The organism is Pokkaliibacter sp. MBI-7, assembly GCF_029846635.1.
Lineage (GTDB): Bacteria > Pseudomonadota > Gammaproteobacteria > Pseudomonadales > Balneatricaceae > Pokkaliibacter.
In genome coordinates, this window is the sequence record NZ_JARVTG010000002.1 from 1,299,816 (window position 1) to 1,321,231 (window position 21,416).

General features: G+C 58.6%; 19 protein-coding genes. 8 read left to right on the forward strand and 11 right to left on the reverse strand.

What is annotated here, in order from left to right; translation table 11 throughout:
* Nucleotides 1-57 precede the first annotated feature (57 nt).
* Together QCD60_RS25590 and QCD60_RS25595 are read left to right on the forward strand one after the other, a co-directional pair.
* Nucleotides 58-2,166, forward strand: a complete 2,109-nt coding sequence (locus QCD60_RS25590) for a transketolase C-terminal domain-containing protein (protein ID WP_279789749.1) — start codon at nt 58-60, stop codon at nt 2,164-2,166.
* A gap of 1 nt (nt 2,167) precedes the next feature.
* Nucleotides 2,168-3,460: a 2-oxo acid dehydrogenase subunit E2 gene (locus tag QCD60_RS25595; protein WP_279789751.1), complete on the forward strand. Its 1,293-nt coding sequence runs from the start codon at nt 2,168-2,170 to the stop codon at nt 3,458-3,460.
* 127 nt (nt 3,461-3,587) lie between these two features.
* Here QCD60_RS25595 and QCD60_RS25600 read toward each other — a convergent pair whose 3' ends face one another.
* Nucleotides 3,588-4,925: an aspartate aminotransferase family protein gene (locus QCD60_RS25600; protein ID WP_279789754.1), complete on the reverse strand. Its 1,338-nt coding sequence runs from the start codon at nt 4,923-4,925 to the stop codon at nt 3,588-3,590.
* Nucleotides 4,926-5,286: 361 nt separating this feature from the next.
* Here QCD60_RS25600 and QCD60_RS25605 point away from each other — a divergent pair, with 361 nt between their 5' ends.
* The 4 genes from QCD60_RS25605 (at nt 5,287) to QCD60_RS25620 (ending at nt 10,030) form a co-directional block, all read left to right on the forward strand.
* Nucleotides 5,287-6,303: an ABC transporter substrate-binding protein gene (locus QCD60_RS25605; RefSeq protein WP_279789756.1), complete on the forward strand. Its 1,017-nt coding sequence runs from the start codon at nt 5,287-5,289 to the stop codon at nt 6,301-6,303.
* A 196-nt stretch (nt 6,304-6,499) separates the two neighbouring features.
* Nucleotides 6,500-7,516 carry an ABC transporter ATP-binding protein gene (locus QCD60_RS25610; protein ID WP_279789758.1) on the forward strand — a complete coding sequence of 339 codons (1,017 nt, stop codon included), beginning with the start codon at nt 6,500-6,502 and terminating at the stop codon, nt 7,514-7,516.
* Nucleotides 7,513-9,174 (forward strand): ABC transporter permease subunit, encoded by a 1,662-nt coding sequence (locus tag QCD60_RS25615; protein ID WP_279789760.1) that lies wholly within the window; start codon nt 7,513-7,515, stop codon nt 9,172-9,174. The genes QCD60_RS25610 and QCD60_RS25615 overlap by 4 nt, the downstream gene beginning before the upstream one ends.
* Nucleotides 9,175-9,259: 85 nt before the next feature.
* Nucleotides 9,260-10,030, forward strand: a complete 771-nt coding sequence (locus QCD60_RS25620; RefSeq protein WP_279789762.1) for a DeoR/GlpR family DNA-binding transcription regulator — start codon at nt 9,260-9,262, stop codon at nt 10,028-10,030.
* Nucleotides 10,031-10,042: 12 nt separating this feature from the next.
* Here QCD60_RS25620 and QCD60_RS25625 read toward each other — a convergent pair whose 3' ends face one another.
* Nucleotides 10,043-10,375, reverse strand: coding sequence for a hypothetical protein (locus tag QCD60_RS25625; protein ID WP_279789764.1), 333 nt, complete (start codon nt 10,373-10,375; stop codon nt 10,043-10,045).
* A 7-nt stretch (nt 10,376-10,382) separates the two neighbouring features.
* Entirely contained in the window at nt 10,383-10,610 is a 228-nt protein-coding gene (locus QCD60_RS25630) for a hypothetical protein (RefSeq protein ID WP_104156961.1), read from the reverse strand.
* A 191-nt stretch (nt 10,611-10,801) separates the two neighbouring features.
* On the opposite strand from QCD60_RS25630, the gene QCD60_RS25635 reads away from it, so the two are divergent.
* A complete protein-coding gene (locus QCD60_RS25635) occupies nt 10,802-11,842 on the forward strand; it encodes an AraC family transcriptional regulator (protein ID WP_279789767.1) in 1,041 nt (346 codons plus the stop codon).
* Nucleotides 11,843-11,924: 82 nt separating this feature from the next.
* Here the strand turns inward: QCD60_RS25635 and fabG are convergent, their stop codons facing one another.
* The 8 genes from fabG to QCD60_RS25675 form a co-directional block, all read right to left on the reverse strand.
* Nucleotides 11,925-12,695, reverse strand: coding sequence for a 3-oxoacyl-ACP reductase FabG (fabG, locus tag QCD60_RS25640; RefSeq protein WP_279789770.1), 771 nt, complete (start codon nt 12,693-12,695; stop codon nt 11,925-11,927).
* 100 nt (nt 12,696-12,795) lie between these two features.
* Nucleotides 12,796-14,190, reverse strand: a complete 1,395-nt coding sequence (locus tag QCD60_RS25645; RefSeq protein WP_279789772.1) for an aminotransferase class III-fold pyridoxal phosphate-dependent enzyme — start codon at nt 14,188-14,190, stop codon at nt 12,796-12,798.
* Nucleotides 14,183-15,268, reverse strand: a complete 1,086-nt coding sequence (locus tag QCD60_RS25650) for a phosphotransferase (protein WP_279789774.1) — start codon at nt 15,266-15,268, stop codon at nt 14,183-14,185. Before QCD60_RS25650 ends, QCD60_RS25645 begins: the two co-directional genes overlap by 8 nt.
* Nucleotides 15,269-15,950: 682 nt before the next feature.
* The gene (locus tag QCD60_RS25655; RefSeq protein ID WP_279789776.1) at nt 15,951-16,187 is read right to left on the reverse strand and encodes a hypothetical protein; all 237 of its coding nucleotides are present in this window, start codon (nt 16,185-16,187) and stop codon (nt 15,951-15,953) included.
* Entirely contained in the window at nt 16,187-16,390 is a 204-nt protein-coding gene (locus tag QCD60_RS25660) for a type II toxin-antitoxin system VapB family antitoxin (RefSeq protein ID WP_279789778.1), read from the reverse strand. Before QCD60_RS25660 ends, QCD60_RS25655 begins: the two co-directional genes overlap by 1 nt.
* Before the next feature lie 123 nt (nt 16,391-16,513).
* Nucleotides 16,514-17,833 carry a TRAP transporter large permease gene (locus QCD60_RS25665; protein ID WP_279789780.1) on the reverse strand — a complete coding sequence of 440 codons (1,320 nt, stop codon included), beginning with the start codon at nt 17,831-17,833 and terminating at the stop codon, nt 16,514-16,516.
* Nucleotides 17,830-18,369, reverse strand: coding sequence for a TRAP transporter small permease (locus QCD60_RS25670; protein WP_279789783.1), 540 nt, complete (start codon nt 18,367-18,369; stop codon nt 17,830-17,832). The genes QCD60_RS25665 and QCD60_RS25670 overlap by 4 nt, the downstream gene beginning before the upstream one ends.
* An 18-nt stretch (nt 18,370-18,387) precedes the next feature.
* Nucleotides 18,388-19,410 (reverse strand): TRAP transporter substrate-binding protein, encoded by a 1,023-nt coding sequence (locus QCD60_RS25675; protein WP_279789784.1) that lies wholly within the window; start codon nt 19,408-19,410, stop codon nt 18,388-18,390.
* A 578-nt stretch (nt 19,411-19,988) separates the two neighbouring features.
* On the opposite strand from QCD60_RS25675, the gene paaK reads away from it, so the two are divergent.
* Nucleotides 19,989-21,299, forward strand: coding sequence for a phenylacetate--CoA ligase PaaK (paaK, locus tag QCD60_RS25680; RefSeq protein WP_279789786.1), 1,311 nt, complete (start codon nt 19,989-19,991; stop codon nt 21,297-21,299).
* Nucleotides 21,300-21,416: the final 117 nt, after the last annotated feature.

Below are 21,416 nucleotides of genomic sequence, written 5' to 3' on the forward strand. Positions count from 1 at the left end.
ATAAGAACAACAGCAGCACCCCGGCCCACGCGGTGCTTGATGAGCAGGAGTTATCCCATGTCGCGATCCAATGCCGCCCGCGTGGCTGCGTCCGACCTCCACCCGCAGGCCCATATCGACTGGTATCAGGTGGCTTATCAGCTACTGGTATCCCGGGCACTGGATGATCTTGAAGAAGGGACGCTGGTACCGGCCAAAGAAGTGCTGTACCAGTTCTCCGCCCGTGGTCATGACCTCAGCCAAATCATTCTTGGCCAACTGCTCAAACATCCCCGCGATGCGGTCAGCGGCTATTACCGTTCCCGCCCGCTGATGCTGTCGCTGGGCCTGAGCCTTGAAGACGCCCTTGGTGGTCCGCTGATGAAAGCCGGTGGCTACAGCGATGGTCGTGATATTGGCGTGGTACACAACTTCCCCAATCTCGATGGCCCCTGCGGACTGCCCATGAGCGGTGGCGTTGGCGCCCAGTACACGCCCATTGCTGGCTGGGCACAGGCACTGCGTTATCATGCCAGCGTCCTCAAGGACAGCCGTTACGAGGGCAGCATCGGCGTAGCCCACGGGGGTGAAGCCTCCTGCGCCACCAACGGTTTCTGGTCAGCCCTGACCATCGCCACCACGCAGAAACTGCCGATGCTGTTCTACATCGAAGACAACGGCTATGGCATCTCCACTACCTCCGACTATCAGACTCCCGGTGCCGATATCGCAGCCAATCTGGCATCCTTCAAACAGCTGCGCATTTTCTCCGGCGATGGCACTGACCCTCAAGGCGCCGCTGAGCTGATTGAGTCGGCCGTCAGCTGGGTACGTGAAGGCCATTCCCCGGCGCTGATCCGCCTGACGGTGCCCCGTCTGTGCGGGCACTCTGCGCAGGATACCCAGAGCTATAAAAGCGAAGCCCGCATCGAGGCCGAACAGGCCCGCGACCCCCTGCCCAAACTCAAACACTTTCTGGTGCCGGGTACTCTGTCCGAGGCTGACTGGCAGAAGCTGGAGCAGCAGGCTCAGGCCGATGTGGCGACAGCCCTGAGCGCCGCGCGTGCCCGTCCGCAACCATCTGCTGCCCAGATTACCCGTCACGTCTTCGCTGAAGCCGACTGTCAGGGCATCCCCGAAGTGCAACGTCAGGGGGGTGTTGCGCCGTTCCAGCTGAGCTATCCGGCCGCCAGCACCATTGCAGCGGTAGAAGGTCAGCGCATCAATATGGTGACCGCCATTCGCCGTACGCTGGACAACGAGCTGTCCGTCAATCCACGCATGGTGGTGTTTGGTGAAGATGTCGGCCCCAAAGGCGGCGTCCATGCCGTCACCCTTGGCCTGCAGGACAAGTACGGTAAAGAACGGGTCTTCGACACCAGCCTGTCGGAAGAAGGCATCATCGGCCGGGCACTGGGCATGGCACAGGCAGGATTGCTGCCGGTGCCGGAAATCCAGTTCCGCAAATACGCCGACCCTGCCGAAGAGCAGCTCAATGACTGCGGCACCCTGCGCTGGCGCACCAACAACCGTTTTGCCGCGCCCATGGTGGTGCGCATTCCCGGTGGATTCTTCAAATGCGGCGACCCCTGGCACAGCCAGACCGCCGAAGTGAAATGGACCCATGCCATCGGCTGGCAGGTGGCCATGCCGTCCAACGCGGCGGATGCGGTGGGCCTGCTGCGTTTTGCCCTGCGCGACAACAACCCAACCATTTTCTTCGAGCATCGCAACCTGCTCGATGATGTGTCCGCCCGTCGTCCGTACCCTGGCGACCAGTACGTCATTCCCTTTGGCAAGGCCGCCACCCTGCTGCAGGGCGAGCGGCTGACACTGGTCACCTGGGGTGGCATGGTACCCCGCTGCCTGAAAGCCGCCGAAATGAGTGGCGTCAGCGTCGAGGTACTGGATCTGCGCACCCTGTCTCCCTGGGATAAAGAAGCCGTGCTGACATCGGTAAAAAAGACCGGCCGCTGCCTGATCGTCCATGAAGACAACTTCACCGCCGGGTTCGGCGCTGAAATCGCCGCGACGCTGGCCAACGACTGCTTCTTCGATCTGGATGCACCGGTCAGACGCCTGACCATGCCAGACATTCCCAGCCCCCATCATCCGGCATTGCTCAATGCGGTAGTGCCGACACCCGAAGTGATTTGTGCTGCTATCCAGCAGCTGGTGGAGGTGTGAGATGGGCTCGATGATTAACGTCAGGCTGCCTGCCGGTCAGCTGGAAGGCACCGCGGCCACCCTGCTCAACTGGCTGGTTCGCCCCGGTGAAAAAGTGCAGAAGGATCAGCCACTGGTGGAGCTGGAGACCGACAAGGTCACCATGGAAGTCGCTTCACCCGCTGACGGTTTCGTTGATCAACTACTGCTGGATGCCGGTGCAGAAGTCACCATGGAAAGTATTCTGGCCATTCTCAGTGATCAGCACGCGGACGACTTCGCTGCAGAAACGCCGACAGCAGCACAACCCGCTGTGGCAGATACGCTGGTCGCCAGCGTAGTCGAGCCGTCGACCAGCCACCCGCTGCTCAGCCCCGCCGTGCGCAGGCTGGCCAAGCAGCACCAGCTCGATCTGCATCAGCTGTCCGGCTCCGGCAAAGGGGGTCGGATCACCAAGAGTGACGTACTGAACTACCTGAGTAGCGCACAGGCTCAACCTTCTGCAGCCGCCAGCGCACCGCAGCAGGCCATGCCTGCACTGACTCAACCCGTGCAGCAAACTGCACCACAGCGCGCGGCAACCCATGCTGCGCTGGATCAGCCTGCCGCGACCGGCAATGCCTCCAGCCTGCGTCCGCATACACCGATGCGCAAACGCATCGCGGAGCATATGGTTGACAGCCTGTTACATACCGCGCCGCACGTCACCAGTATTTTCGAGCTGGATATGACGGCGATTCAGCGGCACCGCGCCGCCCACAAAGACGAATTCGCCCGGCATGATGTGAAGCTAAGCTTCACCCCCTACTTTGTCGCCGCGGCCGTTAAAGCCCTGCAGCAGGTACCCGAGGTCAACAGCCAGTTTCACCCTCACGGGCTGGAGCTGTTCCATGACTGCAATATTGGCGTCGGTACCGCACTGGGTAATGACGGTCTGGTGGTGCCGGTTATCCGGCAGGCACAGGATCTGAACCTGCTGGGGATTGCCCGGCGTCTGCAGCAGCTGACCCAGGCCGCATACGATGGCAGCCTGAAACCGGCAGACATGAAAGGTGGCACCTTTACCATTTCCAACCATGGCGTCAGCGGTTCGCTGGTCGCCACGCCGATCATCATCAATCAGCCACAAACGGCGATTCTCGGTATTGGCAAGATGCAGAAACGGGTCGTGGTCAAAGAGCTGGACGGTATCGACACCATGGTGATCCGCCCGATGTGTTACGTCACTCTGACCATTGATCACCGCGCGCTGGATGGTTATCAGACCAACACCTTCCTCAGTGTGCTGGTCGATATGCTGGAGAACTGGGCTTAGCCATTCAGCGCCCGGACTCCGGGCGCTTCACGAACGACTTCACTCGCAAACAGGTTTGGCATGTCTGCGTGTGATTCCCTTTGGCCGGTCCTGTCACCGGCCTTTTTTATTTCCGTGTTCGCCCGCGTCATACCGACAGGGTCAGCGCACGGTCCAGCGCACCGACCAGCCAGTCGATGTCATGCTCCTGAAATGCCAGTGTTGGCCGCAGCTTCAGTACGTTGCCGTGAGGCCCGGCCACAGAGGTCAGCACTCCCTGCTCGCGAAGTTGTTCAATCACGTTCAGCGCCCGCGCCTTGTCCGGCGTTTTATCACCGCGATGACTGACCAGCTCAAAGCCGATAAACAGCCCGGCACCACGCACATCGCCGACCGTCTCATGGCGCTGCCCCAGCAGGGTCAGCTCTTTCAGAAGCTTCGCCCCGGTCACCCGGCTGTGTTCCTGCAGCTGCTCTTCCTGAATGACCTGCAACACGGCCTGCGCCGCAGCAATGGACACCGGGTTACCACCGAAGGTGTTGAAATAGGGAATGGTATCGCTGAACGCCGCCAGCACTTCCGGGCGGGCCAGCATGGCAGACACGGGAATGCCGTTACCCATGGGCTTGCCCAGGGTGATGATGTCGGGCACCACACCGTGTCGGGCAAATCCCCAGAATGCCTCACCCGTACGGGCAAAGCCCGGCTGCACTTCATCGGCGATAAAAATACCGCCATTGGCATGCACCACATCAATGGCAGCCTGCAGATAGCCCGACGTGCCGGGCAGAACACCATCGGAGGAGAAGATGGAATCTGCCAGAAAGCCAGCGAACTTGATGCCATGTGCGGACATATCATCAATCTGCAGCTGGATCTGGGCTGCAAACCAGGCCCCCAGATCTTCCGCATCGACCCGATAAGGGTCCGGTGCCGGTACCAGCCGGGTGGTGCTGGCCAGAGGCTGGCCGCTACCCAGCGCCGGTGAGGCGCCAGAGGTCAGCTCACTGGTGCCGTGATAAGCCTCGCGGGTGACGATGATGCCGGTGCCGCCGCTGTAGGCACGCGCCACACGAATGGCCAGATCGTTCGCCTCACTGCCGGTGCACATGTACATGGCCTTGGTAATCTGTTCAGGCACCAGTGCCAGCAGGTCTTCGGTGTAATTGACGATGCGTTCGTGCAGATAGCGGGTGTGGGTGTTGAGCGCACTCATCTGCTGGTGCACGGCCTCAATCACCGCCGGATGGCAGTGCCCGATGCTGGCCACGTTGTTGTACACATCCAGATACTTACGCCCCGCAGCATCCCACAGGTACTGGCGCTCTCCCCGAACCAGATGCACCGGGTTGCGGTAGAACAGACGATACGAATCCCCCAGCAGCCTGCTGCGCTTTTCGACCAGAGCACGAATGTCTCCGCTCAATGCGTCGGCATGTTCAGCCCTGAAACTGTTGGTATCCATGATGGTTGAGCGCGTCACCACGGGCATATCTCCTTGTGTTCTGAAAATCATTGGCAGGCCATCCGGGTTACTCCGCTGGCGAATGACTACCAGTCTAATCAGGCATCCAAACAAAAAGCAACTTTTTACACATACGCAACTTTATGCACTGAAATAGATCACCTAAAACACCAAAATAGAGCACACAAAAACGCAAAACCACACAGACACAACTCAACGAAATCACCATAAAACCAATACAAATCTGATATTTAACTAATTTATCGAGTTAAATCCTAAGATTGGCATACGCCATGCAAAGGCAAAAACACAAAAGCACATTTATGCAAAATCACACTTAAAATACTCATACCTGCAACCCAGCACTCTCAGGAGCACCACCATGAAACGCCGTGCCATTCATCGTCTGAGCCTGTACACCGCCCTCTCTGTCAGCAGCATGACTTCACTGGCCCACGCGGGTGAGATCACGGTGTACACCGCGTTGGAAGAAGACGAGATCAAGGAGTATCTGCAGCAGGCACAGCAGGATCTGCCTGACATCAAGGTCAATGTGCTGCGTCTTTCCACCGGTGATCTGGGCCCGCGCATCCTGGCTGAAGCCAGTAATCCGCAAAACGATGTGATCTGGGGCTGGGCACTGACCAACATGATGGACCCGCGCATCAACAAGCTGCTCGACCCCTATCAGGCCAAAGGGGAAGACACCCTGCCCGCCAGTGATCGCGATGCGCAGGGCAAATGGTTTGCGGCCACCGGCTACATGGCGGCGTTCTGTGTCAATACCGAAGCGCTAAAAGAGAAGAACCTGCCCGTGCCCACCTCCTGGCAGGATCTGACCAACCCGATCTACAAGGGCGAAGTGGTGATGCCCAACCCGGTCTCCTCCGGCACCGGCTATCTGCAGGTCGCGGCACTGCTGCAGGGCAAGGGTGAAGAAGCAGGCTGGAACTTCCTCAAATCGCTGGATGGCAATATCGCGCAGTACACCAAATCAGGCTCGCGCCCCTGCAAGGCCGCCCGTACCGGTGAATATGCCATCGGCGCCTCACTGGCCTTCGCTGCCATGCAATCCATTGAAGAGGGGTATCCGGTGAAGATGATCATCCCCTCAGACGGTGCCGGTTATGAGATGGAAGCATCGGGCCTGATGAGCACGGCGAAGAACAAGGAAGACGCCAGGCGCTTCCTCGACTGGACCCTGTCGGCACAGGCCGCAGCGCTGTACACCAAATACAAGGAGATTGTCAGCATCAAGGGTGTGGAACAGTCAGCCGCAGCCAAGGCTGCCGGACTGCCCGCCGACCTCGCCACCGTTCTTTACCCGGTGGACTTCACCAAGAGTGCAGAAACCCGTGATGCCACACTGAGCAAATGGCAGCAGGTTATTGGTCGCTGATCGACTCCGGAACGTACTCACGATCTGCAGCATACCGGTCAGATCACGGTGCAGGGACTGTCGATGATTTACCGCGTTTTACTCAACGCCTGTTCGACGCCTTTCACCCTGCATGGCCCGGTTTAGCGGATCGTGAACACGCTCTCAGGCCGCCCGTTCAGGCGGACAGCCCTCCTCCCTGGTTAAAGGTATTCCCATGGCGCTGGTTATTCAGAATCTGCACAAAAACTTTGGCGGCTTTGTCGCCCTTGATCGCATCAACCTGACCATTGATGACGGCGAGTTTGTCTGCCTGCTCGGTCCGAGCGGCTGCGGCAAGACAACGCTGTTGCGCATCATCGCCGGGCTGCTGACCGCAGATGCCGGAAAGATCAGCCTTGATGGCAACAATCTGATTGATGTACCCGCCAAATCGCGTGGCTTTGGTATTGTTTTCCAGTCCTATTCGCTGTTCCCCCATATGACCATCGCCGACAACATCGGTTACGGCCTGAAAATTCGCGGGGTGAATAAAAGCGAAATGCAGCAGCGGGTGAAGCAGCTGCTGGATATGGTTCACCTCAGCAGCCTCGGTGACCGCTACCCGAATCAGCTGTCCGGCGGACAGCAACAACGTGTCGCCATTGCCCGCGCCCTTGCCGTCAACCCGGCCTTGTTGCTACTGGATGAACCCCTCTCCGCACTGGATGCCCGCGTCCGCAACGATCTGCGCCGGGAAATCCGTGACGTCCAGCAACGTCTGGGCATTCCCACCCTGATGGTGACCCATGATCAGGAAGAAGCCATGACCATGGCCGACAAGGTCGTCTGCATGCACGGCGGACACATCATTCAGGCCGGTAGCCCGCGCGAACTTTACGATCACCCGCGCAGTCGCTTCGTCGCCGAATTCATGGGCCACAGCAACCTGCTGACGCAGCAGCAGATCAGCCAGCACTTCCCCGAGTTGATCAGTACCCTGCCCGCACCGAATAGCGAAGACGACAGCCTGTTCATTCGCCCCGAGCGCATTTCTCTGTGCCTTGATGACACCCCAACGGCCAACTCAGCTGAAATCCGCGATATCAGCTTCCTCGGCAGCATCCAGCGCATGCAGGTACTCTGGCGTGGCCAGACACTGCTGGTCGAAACCAGCAGCGCCCAGCCCTGGCAACGCGGGGAACGTGTCCTCCTGCAAATTTTCCCCAAAGACTGCTTCTGGATCGCCGCATGAGTACCTTAACTGCTCCCCAGTCTGTGACTGACCGCTGGCTCACCCGCTGCTGCCTGTGGATTCCCCTGATTGCCCTGCTGATGTTTTTCGCGGTGCCCATGCTCAGCATTCTCTGGCACAGCCTGCTGGATGATCGCAGCGGCGCCCTCGGGTTCAGCAACTACCTGAGCCTGATGAGTTCGCCGGGCATCTGGCGCGCAACCCTGAACAGTCTGCTGCTCGGCATCGCCACCACGCTGGTGACGCTAGTGCTGGGATTTGTACTGGCCTACGGCCTCGAATGCTCGCAGATGCAGGGCAAACGTTTTATCAGCATGGCCATTTCCATGCCGGTACTGGCACCTTCACTGGTATTGGGCCTTGGTCTGATTTTCCTGCTGGGGCGCAATGGGCTGATCTCCCACGGCACCGGTATACGTCTGGAAATCTACGGTTTCACCGGGCTGCTGATTGCCAACGTGCTGTATGCCCTGCCCCAGGCCGTGATGATCATCCGTACCGCCCTGCGTCAGAGCGACGCCCGCCAGTATGAAGCGGCCACGGTACTCGGTGCAGGCGAATGGCGGCAGTTTATCGATGTCACCCTGCCCGGCGCCCGCTACGGCATCCTCAGTGCGGCCTTCGTGGTCTTCACTGTCACCATCACCGACTTTGGTAATGCGGTGGTTATCGGCGGCAACTTTCAGGTACTGGCGACGGAAATCTACAGCCAAGTCAGTGGTCAGATGAAGTTTGGCATGGGTGCCGTGGTCGGCATTCTGCTGCTGTTACCCGCTGCGGCCTCCATCTGGATTGAAAAGGCCGCCACCCGCCGCCAGCAGCTGATCGGCACCAGTGCCATGATTCCGCACCAGCCGCAACCGTTGCCCCGTCGTGACATCCCGCTGTTTCTGGTCAGCCTGAGCATCGCCCTTGGCATCATCACCGTCATTGCCACCGTGGTATTCGCCAGTGTTATCCGCCTGTGGCCCTACCGCCTGAATTTCACGCTGAAGCACTACGATATTGATCTGGCTGGCGGCTATACCCCGCTCTGGACCTCCATGTGGATTTCACTGCTGGCGGCCGTGGTGGGTACCGCAATGCTGTTTCTGCTCAGTTTCGGTATTCGCCGGTTGCCCGGCAGACAGGCTAATTTCGCTACTCTGCTGAGCGCACTGCCGGTAGCGGTGCCCGGGCTGGTGCTGGGTTTGTCCTATGTGTTCACCTTCAACACTGCGACGCTGCCCTGGGGGATGCTCTATGGTTCCGCCCTGCTGATAGCCTTGTGTAACTATTACCACTACCATACCCAGGGCTTTACCACGATGATGACCGGCATGCGCAGCATCCCGGCGGCCATGGAAGATGCCACCAGCGTGCTGGGCGGCGGCGTCCCGCGTATTCTCGGCGATGTGTATCTGCCGGCCATGCGCATCACTCTGGTGACCGTCGCCCTGTTCCTGTTCATGCGTTCCATGGTGACCCTGTCAGCGGTGATTTTCCTGGTGACGCCATCGTTACCGCTGGGTGCCGTCAGTGTCATGAGGCTGGATGAAGCGGGCTTCACCTCGCAGGCAGCAGCCTTCTCCACCTGCATCATGGTGGTGGTCAGCCTGACCGCGCTGGCATTGCAGCAACTGAACCGTTACGCCGGTAAGCGTACAGCACGACTGTAATAAGTCGGGCCCTGAGGTGGCCCGGCGTGATGCTGACGCCGGGCCGCCAGCAGACTGGCCTCCGAAAAAGAGAGATAAGACCGATATGCTAGAAGAAACCCGACTGCATCGTATCCGGGCCTTACTGAGCACCCTCAACCAAGTCAGTACCGAACAGTTGGTCCAGCATCTGGGCGTATCTCGTGAAACCGTGCGCAGGGACATTCTGAAACTGGAATCGATGGGAGCGCTGCGACGGGTGCATGGTGGCATTCTGGCCACCGGCCCTTCACCTGAGCTGCCGCTGTCGGTGCGCAATACGGTCAGAGAAAAAGAAAAGCATCAGATCGCCCGGGCCGCCGTCAAGCAACTAACCGCCGGGCAAACCCTGTTTATCGATGCTGGCAGTACGACCACCATTCTGGCTGAGCAACTGGCCTCCATGCCGGGGCTGACTATCATTACCAACAGTCTCAACGTCGCGCTGAAACTCAACTCGCTGGACAGCGAACATCTTAATCACGATGTCATCCTGCTCGGCGGACAGATGGGCTCTGCGCAGGCCACCTGCGGCCCCGGTACGGTGAGTGAGATTTTGCGCTATCGCGCCGATGTGGCTCTGCTCGCCCCGGTAGGGGTCAGCAGTCAGGCCGGGGCCAGCAGCTATGCCCATCAGGAAGCGGAAATCGCCGCCGCCATGGCGCGCAACGCCCGCCAGTGCATCATTCTGGCGGACTGCAGCAAGATTGGTGTGGAAAGCCGTATCAGCTACGCCAGCATTGAACAGATCGACATGATCATTACCGACAGTGGCGCCGCAACAGCAGATGACCTGCCTGAGCTGCAACGCCGCTGTGAGCAGGTGCTGCTGGTTTAACCGTGCACAGGTTCAAGAGGCGTGATAGCTCAGCCAGAAACGCTCACGACAGGGATTGTCGAAGGATTTTTTCTGCGGCATGACCTGCACTGGAGAATGGTCGTTAGATAGTACCTCATAGGTGATCCAGCACTCGCCGCAGAGCAGATCACTGTCGTCATCATCCAGCTCCATGGTGCGGCGTATCACCACGCCATTATCGAAGTGATAGGTGATCGCCTGCTGATGCACCTCAATCGCCTGATCCAGCCACTGTTGCTGCTGCGACTCGCGATGCACCACCTGATGTATGCCCCGGCGGTTGAGAATCACCTCAGCGTAATGATACAGCTCGTCCGTCATCATCCTGCTCTCAGTGCCCGAGCATCGAGGCTTCCATCGCCCGCAACAACAACATGCCACCCAACCCCAGTGGCATCAGGGTAAAACCGGCGAAATGCATGATGTAACCAGCCTCTTTACCGTAATGCCCCTGCAACTCCTGCAGCTTGGGAAACTTCAGCGGGTTAACAAAGCGCATCACCAGGGTGTAAAGACCGAAGGCAAAACAAACAAGCGCACCGATGGTGTAGATATTCATAAGCTGTAGATCTTCGTTAAGTGGAAAAGGGAGCAGCAAAAATCAGGCTGGAATTGTCGTGGATCGATGGGCGATTTTCTACCACTGAGAAAGGTAATGTCTGCCAGTGCTGAACTTGCTTCTGCCGCCTCGGGCATTACATAGCCACTTATCACACCCACAAAAACAATAACGACGGAAATATAAACAACGTGACCGACCTGATTACGTTCAAAGTGGCGGGAGACTGGCTGGCGCTGATGCGCGAGATGGGCGCCAAACCTGCGCCACTGTTCAAGCATGCACAACTGGCACCTGACCTGCTGCAGCGGGAAGACGCCCATCTGAGTATCACCGACTACTTCCGTCTGTGGCACAGCCTTGCAGCCCTGACCACACGGGAAGATGCGCCGCTCAAGGCCGCCCGCTCGGTCAGTACCACCCACTTCTCACCAGCTCAGTTTGCCTGCTTCTGCAGTGCCGATCTCAACCATGGCCTGCGCCGTCTGGCTCAGTATCAGAAGCTGCAGGGGCCACTGCGACTCGTCCCGGAGATCACCGCTGACCACACCCGCGTCAGTATCGAATGTCTGGCCACTCATGAGCCTGTGCCCTTTGCGCTGGGTATGACCGAACTGGTGCTGATCACTCAGCGGGTCAGACTGGCGACGGGCAGCCCGGTCACTCCCAGCCGGGTTGAGCTGCCGCAGTTACCGGAGGCCACCTCGCCCTTTGAGGCGTTCTTTGGCTGCATACCCAGCCAGGGTGCGCACTTTGCCGTGACCTTCCGCCAGCAGGATGCAGCAAAGCCCTTTGTCGTCGCTACCGAAACCATGAAAAAAGCCGAAGGCATGTGGCGCTTCTTCGACGCACTGCAGGTCAGCCCGCAGGCGCTGAACAACAGCGGTTACGGCCTCACCGAGCAGGTGCGGGCAGCGTTACTGCTGATGCTGCCCAGTGGCCGCTGTGCTATTGATGATGCGGCTGCCTTGCTGGACCTGAACAAACGGACGCTGCAACGCAAACTGGAGGAACAGGGCCAGCACTTTCAGCACCTGCTCAATCAGCTGCGTCGTGATCTGGCCTGCCATTATCTGATTCACTCCGCTTACACGCTGGCGGAAGTCGCCTTCCTGCTCGACTTTCAGGATATCCATTCCTTTATCCGCGCCTTTCGCAGCTGGACGGGCACCACACCGGGCGAGTACCGCTTATCAGGTGGCTGGTGGCAGAGCTCAGCGCTACCGGTGTAGCGTTTGCCGCCCTCGACTCAGCCCAACGCCGCTGCGATCTAACCCAGCGCCGCCAGTGACTTAACCAAGAGCCGCCAGCGACTTAACCCAGAGCCGCCAGCGACTCGGGCAAAATCTGCCCGCCGTCGATAATCAGCGTCTGGCCGGTGACATAGCCCGCTTCTGCCGACGCGAAATAGCGGGCAGCGTGAGCAATATCCTCCACACTGCCAAGGCGCTTCAGCGGAATCGATGCACTCATCTGTGCCAGATAGTCATCTCCCATGCCATCCAGCCCTTCCGTCAGAATATTGCCGGGCATCACCGCATTGATGGTGATGCCATATTTAGCCAGCTCAATGGCTGCCGTTCTGATAAACCCCAGTTGCCCGGCCTTGCTGGCACCGTAGTGTGACCAGCCGGGATAGCCGGTCACCGGGCCGGTAATGGACGAAGTCACCACGATGCGCCCGGCAGCACTCTGCTTCAGGGCAGGCAGCGCGGCCTGCACGCTGATAAAGGTGCCTTTGAGGTTGGTATTCAGCACCGTATCCCAGTCATCCCCCGTCATGGTTTCCAGTGACGCCGAGGGGAAAATACCGGCGTTGGCACACAGCACATCAAGACTGCCCCATTCACCCACCACCGCCTCGACTACCGCCGCCATGGACGCCTTGCTGGTGACGTCACCCGCACAGGCCAGCGCAATGCCGCCTGCAGCGCGAATTTCCGCGACGGTACTTTCGACCGCCTGCAGATCGCGGCCCAGCACTGCCACTTTGTCGCCCTTGCTGGCGAAGACACGGGCAATACCCTTGCCGATCCCTTTGCTGGCACCGGTGACCAGAACAGAACGAGATAAGGTGGAAGTCATAGTGTGTCCTTTTGCTCAATAGCGAAGAGTCTGCGTGAACAGCGGTCAGGTGAATTCAGACCGCTGCAACCTCATCAACTGACCGGTGGCAGCAACGGCATCAGCCCGCCAGCTGCTGCATCACGGTATCGAAATGGCTGAGAAACAGATCAGCATGCTGCTGGTTAAAGCACAGCGGTGGCCGAATCTTGAGGGTGGCGCCGTACCGGCCTGCTGCGCCGATCAGCACCCCCTGCTCACGCAGGGCGTTGATAAGCTGACCGGTGAGCCGGGGATCAGGCTCGGTAGGGCTATCGGCGCAGCTCAGATCCACACCGATAAACAGGCCACTGCCCCGCACCTGACTGATCACCGGCCAGCGTTGCTGACGCCGTTGCAGCTGCTGCTTGAAGTAGGTGCCGGTATGCGCGGCATTGCGCTGCAACTGTTCCTTTTCGAGGGTATCCCACACCGCCTGAGCCGCGGCGATGGCGGCACTGCTGCCGCCGAAGGTATTGAAATAGCCCTGCTGCTGCGCCAGACGGGCCAGCATGGGTTGCTGCGCCACCAGACCAGCGACGGGGAAGCCATTCCCCATTGGCTTACCAAAGGTGACGATCTCCGGTTGCAAGTCATGGCGCACAAACCCCCATAACGCCTCACCGGTTCGGCCAAAGCCAGGCTGCACTTCATCGGCAATCAGGACGCCGCCTGCCGCGCGCACCAGCTCGACCGCGGGCTGTAAAAAGCCCGGCGGGTCGGCATAAATGCCATCGGAAGAAAAAATGCTGTCGATCAGCAGCGCCGCACAGTCATAACCGCGCCGGGCCAGCGCACAGAGTGCCCGCTGAGTCTCCTGCTGCAGCCACTGGCGGGCATCTGTGTGCGGATCATTCAGGGGTTCGAGCGAGATAGTCTCCACCCACGGCGGAGGCTGACCGGTTTTGTAGGAAGAAGGCGACACCTCCGTCACCCGCTCGGTATTGCCGTGATAGGCCGCCGCCGAGACGATAATGCCCTGCCGGCCTGTCCACTGCCGCGCCAGCCTCAGGGCCAGATCATTGGCCTCGCTGCCGGTACAGGTCAGCACCAGCCGCCCGTCCGCTACCGGCAGGCTGGCCAGTAGCTGTTCGGCATAGTGATGGATGGCATCATCCAGATAGCGGGTGTGAATGTTCAGCTGACCCAGCTGGCGGCTGACCGCTTCCACCACCGCCGGGTGGCAATGCCCCAGCACCTGCACATTGTTGTAGGCATCCAGATAGCGCCTGCCCTGACGGTCGAACAGCCACACGCCTTCACCGCGCACAATCTCCAGCGGCTGACGGTAGAACAGCATGGTGGTTGGCCCGAGTGTCGCCAGACGTTTCTCCACCAGCTGTGCCGTCGCCGGTTCCAGCCGGTCGCCGGGCTGGAAGGCGTTCTGCTCCAGAATCGGTTTGATCGCCGCGGGCTTATCCATAGCAGCAGGCTTATCCATAGCAGCAGGCTTATCCATAGCAGCAGGCTTATCCATAGAGGGTGTCCGTCAGCATGGCGCACTGAAGGGATTCGGCCGTATCCACACGCATGTGCTGCAGATATTTCCTGCCCAGCTCAACGGTGCCTGCGGTAAATGCCTCGCCCTGCGACTGGGCCAGCTCGGTATTGGCATGTGAGGCCACCCAGGCCAGCAGGGTCAGGCGACGTAGCATGATAAAGGTAGGAATTTCGGCGATATCCGCCGCACTCAGCTGGCCCTGCGTCTGGTAGCCTGCCACCCAGGCATCGATCAGCTGCGGCAGATCGGCCCGAGTCTCGATAAAGCTCACCGCCCCGGCCAGATCGTAGAGAAACCAGCCCAGCCCGGCATCATCAAAGTCGATGACACGGGTATCCCCCTCAGACTCCAGCAGATTGGCCAGACGCAGGTCTGCGTGAATCAGCCCGAAACGCTGATGCCCCATGCCGTAGCGCAACAGCCGGGTATGCAGCAGTTCATCGACCTGCTCCAGCAGTACTTTGCCCGCCTGATCAAGGCCGGGGCCATCACGCCAGTCACCCCAATGTTTACGCTGCCCGAGACAGCCGTCATAGTCCCAGATCAGACGCTCGAAGTAGGCAGGCCGCGCCCAGCCACGGGCATGGTTGTGCATCCTCGCGGTGACCGCACCGAGTCGTTTGAAGGGCGCGATCAGCTCAGCTTCATCCGGCGCGACACCGGGAATCAGATGGAACATCACCACAAAGCGTTCTTCCTCCAGATTGAGGGTTTTCACACTCTGGATCATCTCCCCATTGCTGCCCGCCAGCGCCTGCGGTGTCTGTACCCCGGCTTCGTGTTGTAACGCGGCCATCCAGGCCAGCTCCGTGCGAATCGCCTCACGGCTGTGATAACCGGTGCGATGCACACGCATGATCAGCGGCTCACTGTCACCTGTGCGACTAACCCTGAAAGTGGCATTTTCCGACAGGCTCAGCAGCTGTAATTCAGCACCCATGCGCAGCCCCCAGCAAGCCAGCGCACGCTGGGCAACGGAGTGCAGATGTTCAAGCTGCTGCTTGGGAGTGAGCTGTTCAAACGCAGAGAGCGTGACTGACGCAGGCTGGGTCATGTTTAACCTCATGACTTTTAGTTTCCCTACAGGAAGAGCAAAGCCTGCGCCAGATCAGCTAACCCTCTGAACTAATGGTACTTTCTCTGTGAATACCGGCTGACACGGCGGTGGGATGAAGCCAAACAAGGCGCAAAAAGTAAGACGACAGGACGTGATCAGGGGCGAATGCACCACGGCTGCGCTTCTGGACTACTGAGCCAACTCAGCCTGAGCTACCGGGCCAACTGGCTATAGCCAGTGACCGGCACCTCGACAAAGCGCATTTCCTGACAAAACACCAGCAGCCCTCGTCCATCTGCCTGGATCCGGGCTTTGAAAATCTGACCCACTTTTACAAAGCGTTTGGGTTACCCACCCAATGCGCTGAATGCAAAAGCGCTTTGATGGTGTACACCGCCTCGTCTCACGGAAAGTTAACGCGAAACAATGCAGCCAGACTGGCCAGTCGTTTATCTCGGGTCCATAAGCGAGCGCCAGGGTTGATCAATACTGAGGCCAACAACGTCAGATCGACCAGACCACAACCACGCCCATACAACTTATGTTGTTCTATAAGAGCAAGAACCTCTGAGGTTGTCGCTACAGTACTTTGGGGCAGGAGGCTCAGATCCCTAACAGGCTGTTGAAAAACGTTATCGAGGCAGCCGAGACAAGGAAAAAACAGGCGAAAAAGCGGAGTTTAGTGAGCTAAATGAGCATTTTGAGCCTGTTTTTGACGCGGTATTCGGCAACGCAGATAGATTTTCAACAGCCTGCTAAGCGTTTGCTGACGATCGGGCGGCGTACCGCAAGCCATCTCCAGAATCACCATGGGATGACTCAACACCTGATTCAGTGATAGCAGAGAGACCAGTTGAGCATCGTCATTGCGAAAATGCTCCACCCATACGGACGTATCCACCAGCACAAGGCTCATTACTGTTTAACCTCATCACGACGTCTGGGTACCTCCTCCATATCTGGCTGATTACCGCCAAGGGCGGCAAGGCGCTGAGCTGCTTTAACCTGTACATAGGTCTTCAGCGCCTCACGAAAGATATCCACTTTTTCCATAGCAGGATCAGACAGTTCTATAGCTTGCTGGTACAGCTCATCATCAACACTGACGGTAGTACGCATCACTTACCCCCTCTGTCATCAATAGTTGCATCAGCCTACATCAATAAGAAAAAACCGGCCACCTTACGAAAGAGGGCCGGTTCAACAGGGCAACACGTGCTCATCAATGCCAGAGGTATCCTGCTACAACCCCAGCAGATAAAGGCTGATGCCGGGGAACATCACCAGCAGGGCAATGCGGACCAGATCCGAGGCGATAAAGGGCCAGACGCCGCGCGCGGTTTCCTGATAACTGACGTCACCGGCGGCACGCTGCACAATAAACAGGTTCATCCCCAGCGGCGGCGTAATCAGCCCCAGCTCCACCACCATCAGCGCCAGAATGCCGAACCAGATGGATTTCTGCGCCTCAGTCATGCCGAAGTAATCCAGCCCCATGATCAGCGGATAGAAGATCGGGATGGTCAGCAGAATCATCGCCAGCGAATCCATCACGCAACCGAGCAGAATGTAGAGCAGCAGAATCGCCACCAGCACCAGCATCGGCGACAGACCACTGCCTTTGACCCAGTCCGCCAGTTCCGCTGGCAGCTGTGTCAGTGCCAGCCCGGTAGTCAGCAGGTCAGCGCCCAGCAGTACCAGAAAGATCATCGCCGTGGTTTCTGCCGTGCCCAGCAGGCAGGCACGCAGGCCCTGCCAGCGCAGTCCACCCTGGATATACGCCAGAATGCCGCAGGCAGCCGCGCCAATGGAGGCCGCTTCCGTCGGGTTGGACCAGCCACCGTAGATACCGACGATCACCACCAGAAACACACCCACCACCGGCAACACCCGCAGCAGGGCCATGACCCGCTCAGCATTACTGGCTTTGGGAATATTTTCCGCCCCGCCTTCGCGCGCCACCATGATGCGTGACACCAGCAGATAGCCCACCACCGCCAGCACACCGGGTAACACCGCAGCGACAAAGAGTTTGGCGATGGACTCCTGCGTCAGCACGGCATAGATGATCAGCGGTACGGACGGAGGAATCAGAATGCCCAGCGTACCGCCTGCCGCGACCGTGGCGGTGGCCAGCCTGCCGGAATAGTTGTGACGGCGCAGCTCAGGCAGGGCGACCTGACTCATGGTGGCCGAGGTGGCCAGTGACGAACCACAGATAGCGCCGAAGCCTGCACAGGCACCAATGGCTGACATGCCCAGACCGCCACGCAGGTGGCCGACAAAGGCTGAGGCACAGGCGAAGATCGCCCGTGACAGGCCACCGTGGGTGGCAAACTGACCCATCAGCACAAACAGCGGGATCACCGCCAGGTCATAGTTGGACAGCCGTGAATAGGCCAGATTGTTGAGGGTGTACAGCAGCGCGCTGGTGTCGCCCTGATTCAGTACCAGAAAGCACACCGCACCGCCGACCAGCATGGTCACGCCAACATGAATGCGCAGCATCAGCAGGATCATCAGGATACCCAGCGCGGAGAGTCCCAGCGTCAGTCCACTCATCCTTCATCCCTCCCCTGCTGGTCAGTCACACAGAGATAACTGCGCAGCAGTGCCGCCATCGCCAGCAGTACCAGACTGGGCAGTATCATCAACAGCGGAATCCATAGCGGCACCGACAGCAAGGTGGTGACATCGCCGTATTCGCGGCTGTCGAGCATTTGCAGGCCGGTACGCCAGCTCAGGATCAGCGCTGCCAGAGCGCAGCAAAGATGGGCCAGTGCATCCAGATAGCGGTTCACCACGCTGGGCAGCCAGGCCGTGAACGCATCCACCTTGATATGGTGGCCACGCATTTCACACAGAGGCAGAAACGCCGCGATGGCCACGGCGGCCCCCATTTCCATCAGTTCAATATCACCGTGTACAGGTGCAGAAAAAAGCTTGCGCCCGAAGATGGACACCAGCGACATCACCATCAATGCCACCAGCACAACCCCCCCCAGCAGCGCCCACGACTGGCAGAGCTGATAGAGTGCGCGGCCATACCAGCCGCGCAGCCAATCGGTACTCCGCGTAAGGGAGATCGATTCGTTCATTACCTGTTACCTGACCGGTTACTGGATCTGCTGGCTGATGGCGCGTGCGCCTTTCAGCAGTGCCTCGCCATCCAGGCCCTTGCCATCCACTTCCTTGACCCAGTTGTCGGCAACCTGAGCTGCCGCCGTCTGCATGGCCTGATAATCGGCATCGCTCATCTGCACAATTTCACTGGCCGGTGTCTGTTTGAAGGCGGCATCCATCTCGCCGTCCCACACCTCACCGATAAACTCGTTGAGTGCCGGTCCGCTGTTACGCTCGATGATGGCCTTGAGGTCGTCGGGCAGACGGTTGAAGGTGTTCTTGTTCATCAGCATGGTCAGCACGGTGCTGGACAGCGCGGGCTGACTGGCTGAGGGCTCGGTGTGGAAATGCGTGACTTCGTTGACCTTGACGTCACGCATGGCGTTCCAGGTGAACAGCACCCCATCAATCACGCCTTTGGAGATGGACTCGGTCATCTGCGCAGGCGGCATGGAAACCGGTGTCGCTCCCAGTGCTTCAATCAGCCTGGCGGAAGAACGGTTGGACGCGCGCAGCTTCATATCTTTCAGATCCGCCAGCACTTTGACCGGCTTACGTGCGGTATGAATGCCCATGCCGCCGTCACTGTGCATGGCCAGTACCTTGTAATCGGTAAATTCATCCCTGGCGTAGTCTTCATAGAACTTCCACACCATCGGATTACTCTTGCGTGCGCCGTAGGGCAGCATGAAGGGCTGTTCCATCGCTTCAATACGCGGGAATTTGCCCGGTGAATAGGACGGTGCCGTCCAGACAATGTCCGCCACGCCATTGCGCACCATGTCAGCCAGCCTGGCCGGTGTGCCGCCCAGCTGCATGGAAGGATAGAGCTGACAGCTCAGACGCCCGGCAGACTCGCTTTTCAGCTTTTCACACCAGGGTTCAAAAATAAGCCGCTGGTGATGCGAGGTAGCAGGAAGGAAGTGACCAAACTTGAGGACGAAGGTATCAGCAGCCTGAGCAGTACCTGCCAGCATGGCAGCAGCCATCACCGCAGCTAAACGGATGGATTTCATCTGTGACTCCCAAGGGTTCTTGTATTTGTTGTGTGGTTTCAGCGACGAGCAGCCAGGCTGCCGGTCAGTGACACTGGAATCACCTGCCTGCTGACACGTGTTTAACTGACCCCACCTCAACACCCGCATGAGCAAGCGCCGATGTTGCAGTCATAAAACAGTTATGTGTTACAGCAATTGGCAGTTTGGCGCGCGATTACGTGTCACCTTCGGAAGCCATAGTCCACATTTGACACATAAAAATCAATAAAAATGAATTTTTGCGTATCCCTTCCAGCAAGCAATAGGGGTAAATACGCTTCCACAATGTGCAAATTCAATCACTTAGCACAGTTAAACCTTGGTATTATGCCCCTCACAACTACCCACATTGTGCATAACAACACCCCCGTTATTAGACTTTTTAGATACGTTATTTTTGTTTTTATCTATTGTTAAGTATCACTTTAGATGGCTACACTAAAAAAACTCAGGGTCAGGCAGAACGCTTTCGCCGCCGGAGCACTGCAGGCACAATGTGTCCCAGCACTCGAGCCAGCACCTGGCCATACAAAAACAACCAGAGTGAAGTCGTGAAAATGCAGAACAAAAATACCGTCCAGCTTGATCCGCTGGAGACCGCCAGTATTGATGAATTGCGCCAGCATCAGCTTGACCGCCTTCGCTGGAGCCTCTCCCACGCTTACAACAACGTGCCGGTCTACCGACAGAAATTTGCTGAGCTGGGCGTCCATCCGGATGACCTGCGCAGCCTTGATGATCTGTCTCGCTTCCCTTTCACGGTGAAGAGCGACCTGCGCGACAACTACCCCTACGGCATGTTTGCCGTTCCCATGGATCAGGTCGTGCGTCTGCATGCTTCCAGCGGCACCACCGGCAAACCCACCGTGGTCGGCTACACCCAGAATGACATCGACACCTGGGCTAACGTGGTGGCACGCTCAATCCGGGCGGCGGGCGGCCGCCGTGGCGACAAGGTACATGTGGCTTATGGCTACGGACTGTTTACCGGCGGGCTGGGCGCGCACTACGGCGCCGAAAAGCTGGGCTGTACGGTGATCCCCATGTCCGGCGGGCAAACCGAGAAGCAGGTACAGCTGATCAAAGACTTCCAGCCCGACATCATCATGGTCACTCCCTCCTACATGCTCAATCTGGCCGATGAGATGGAGCGTCAGGGTGTCGACCCGCACAAACTGGCACTGCGGCTGGGTATCTTCGGCGCGGAACCCTGGACGGGAGAGCTGCGCAGTGTGATCGAGCAGCGCCTCGGTATTACAGCGCTGGATATTTACGGGCTGTCTGAAGTGATGGGGCCGGGCGTGGCCATGGAGTGTTACGAAAGCAAAGACGGCCCGACCATCTGGGAAGATCACTTCTACCCTGAAATCATCAACCCGCTCACCGGTGAAGTGTTGCCCGATGGCGAAATGGGCGAGCTGGTCTTTACCTCGCTGAGCAAGGAAGCCCTGCCCATGGTGCGCTACCGTACCCGCGACCTGACCCGCCTGCTGCCGGGCACCGCCCGCCCGATGCGCCGCATCGACAAGATCACCGGCCGCAGTGACGACATGCTGATCATCCGTGGAGTGAACGTCTTCCCCACCCAGATCGAAGAGCAGGTTCTGAAGGTCAAACAACTGGCCGAATGCTACGAAATCCACGTTTTCCGTCAGGGCAACATGGACAGCATTGAAGTGCATGTGGAACTGCGTGCAGAAGCCGGTGAGCTGGACGAGTCTGCTCGTAATACTGTCAGCCGCGAACTGAGCCACCATATCAAATCCCATATCGGCATCAGTTCACGCATTGTGCTCAACCCCTGCTACACCCTGAAGCGTTCTGAAGGCAAAGCCTGCCACGTCTATGACAAGCGCAAGGCGTCCTGACCAGCCTGAAAGCAGGACAGACGGCACAGCAGACGTGCACAGAGAAGCAAAAAATGAAAACGCCCGGATGAGTCATCATCCGGGCGTTTTCTTTGGTCGGGTCGAAAGGTGAAGCAG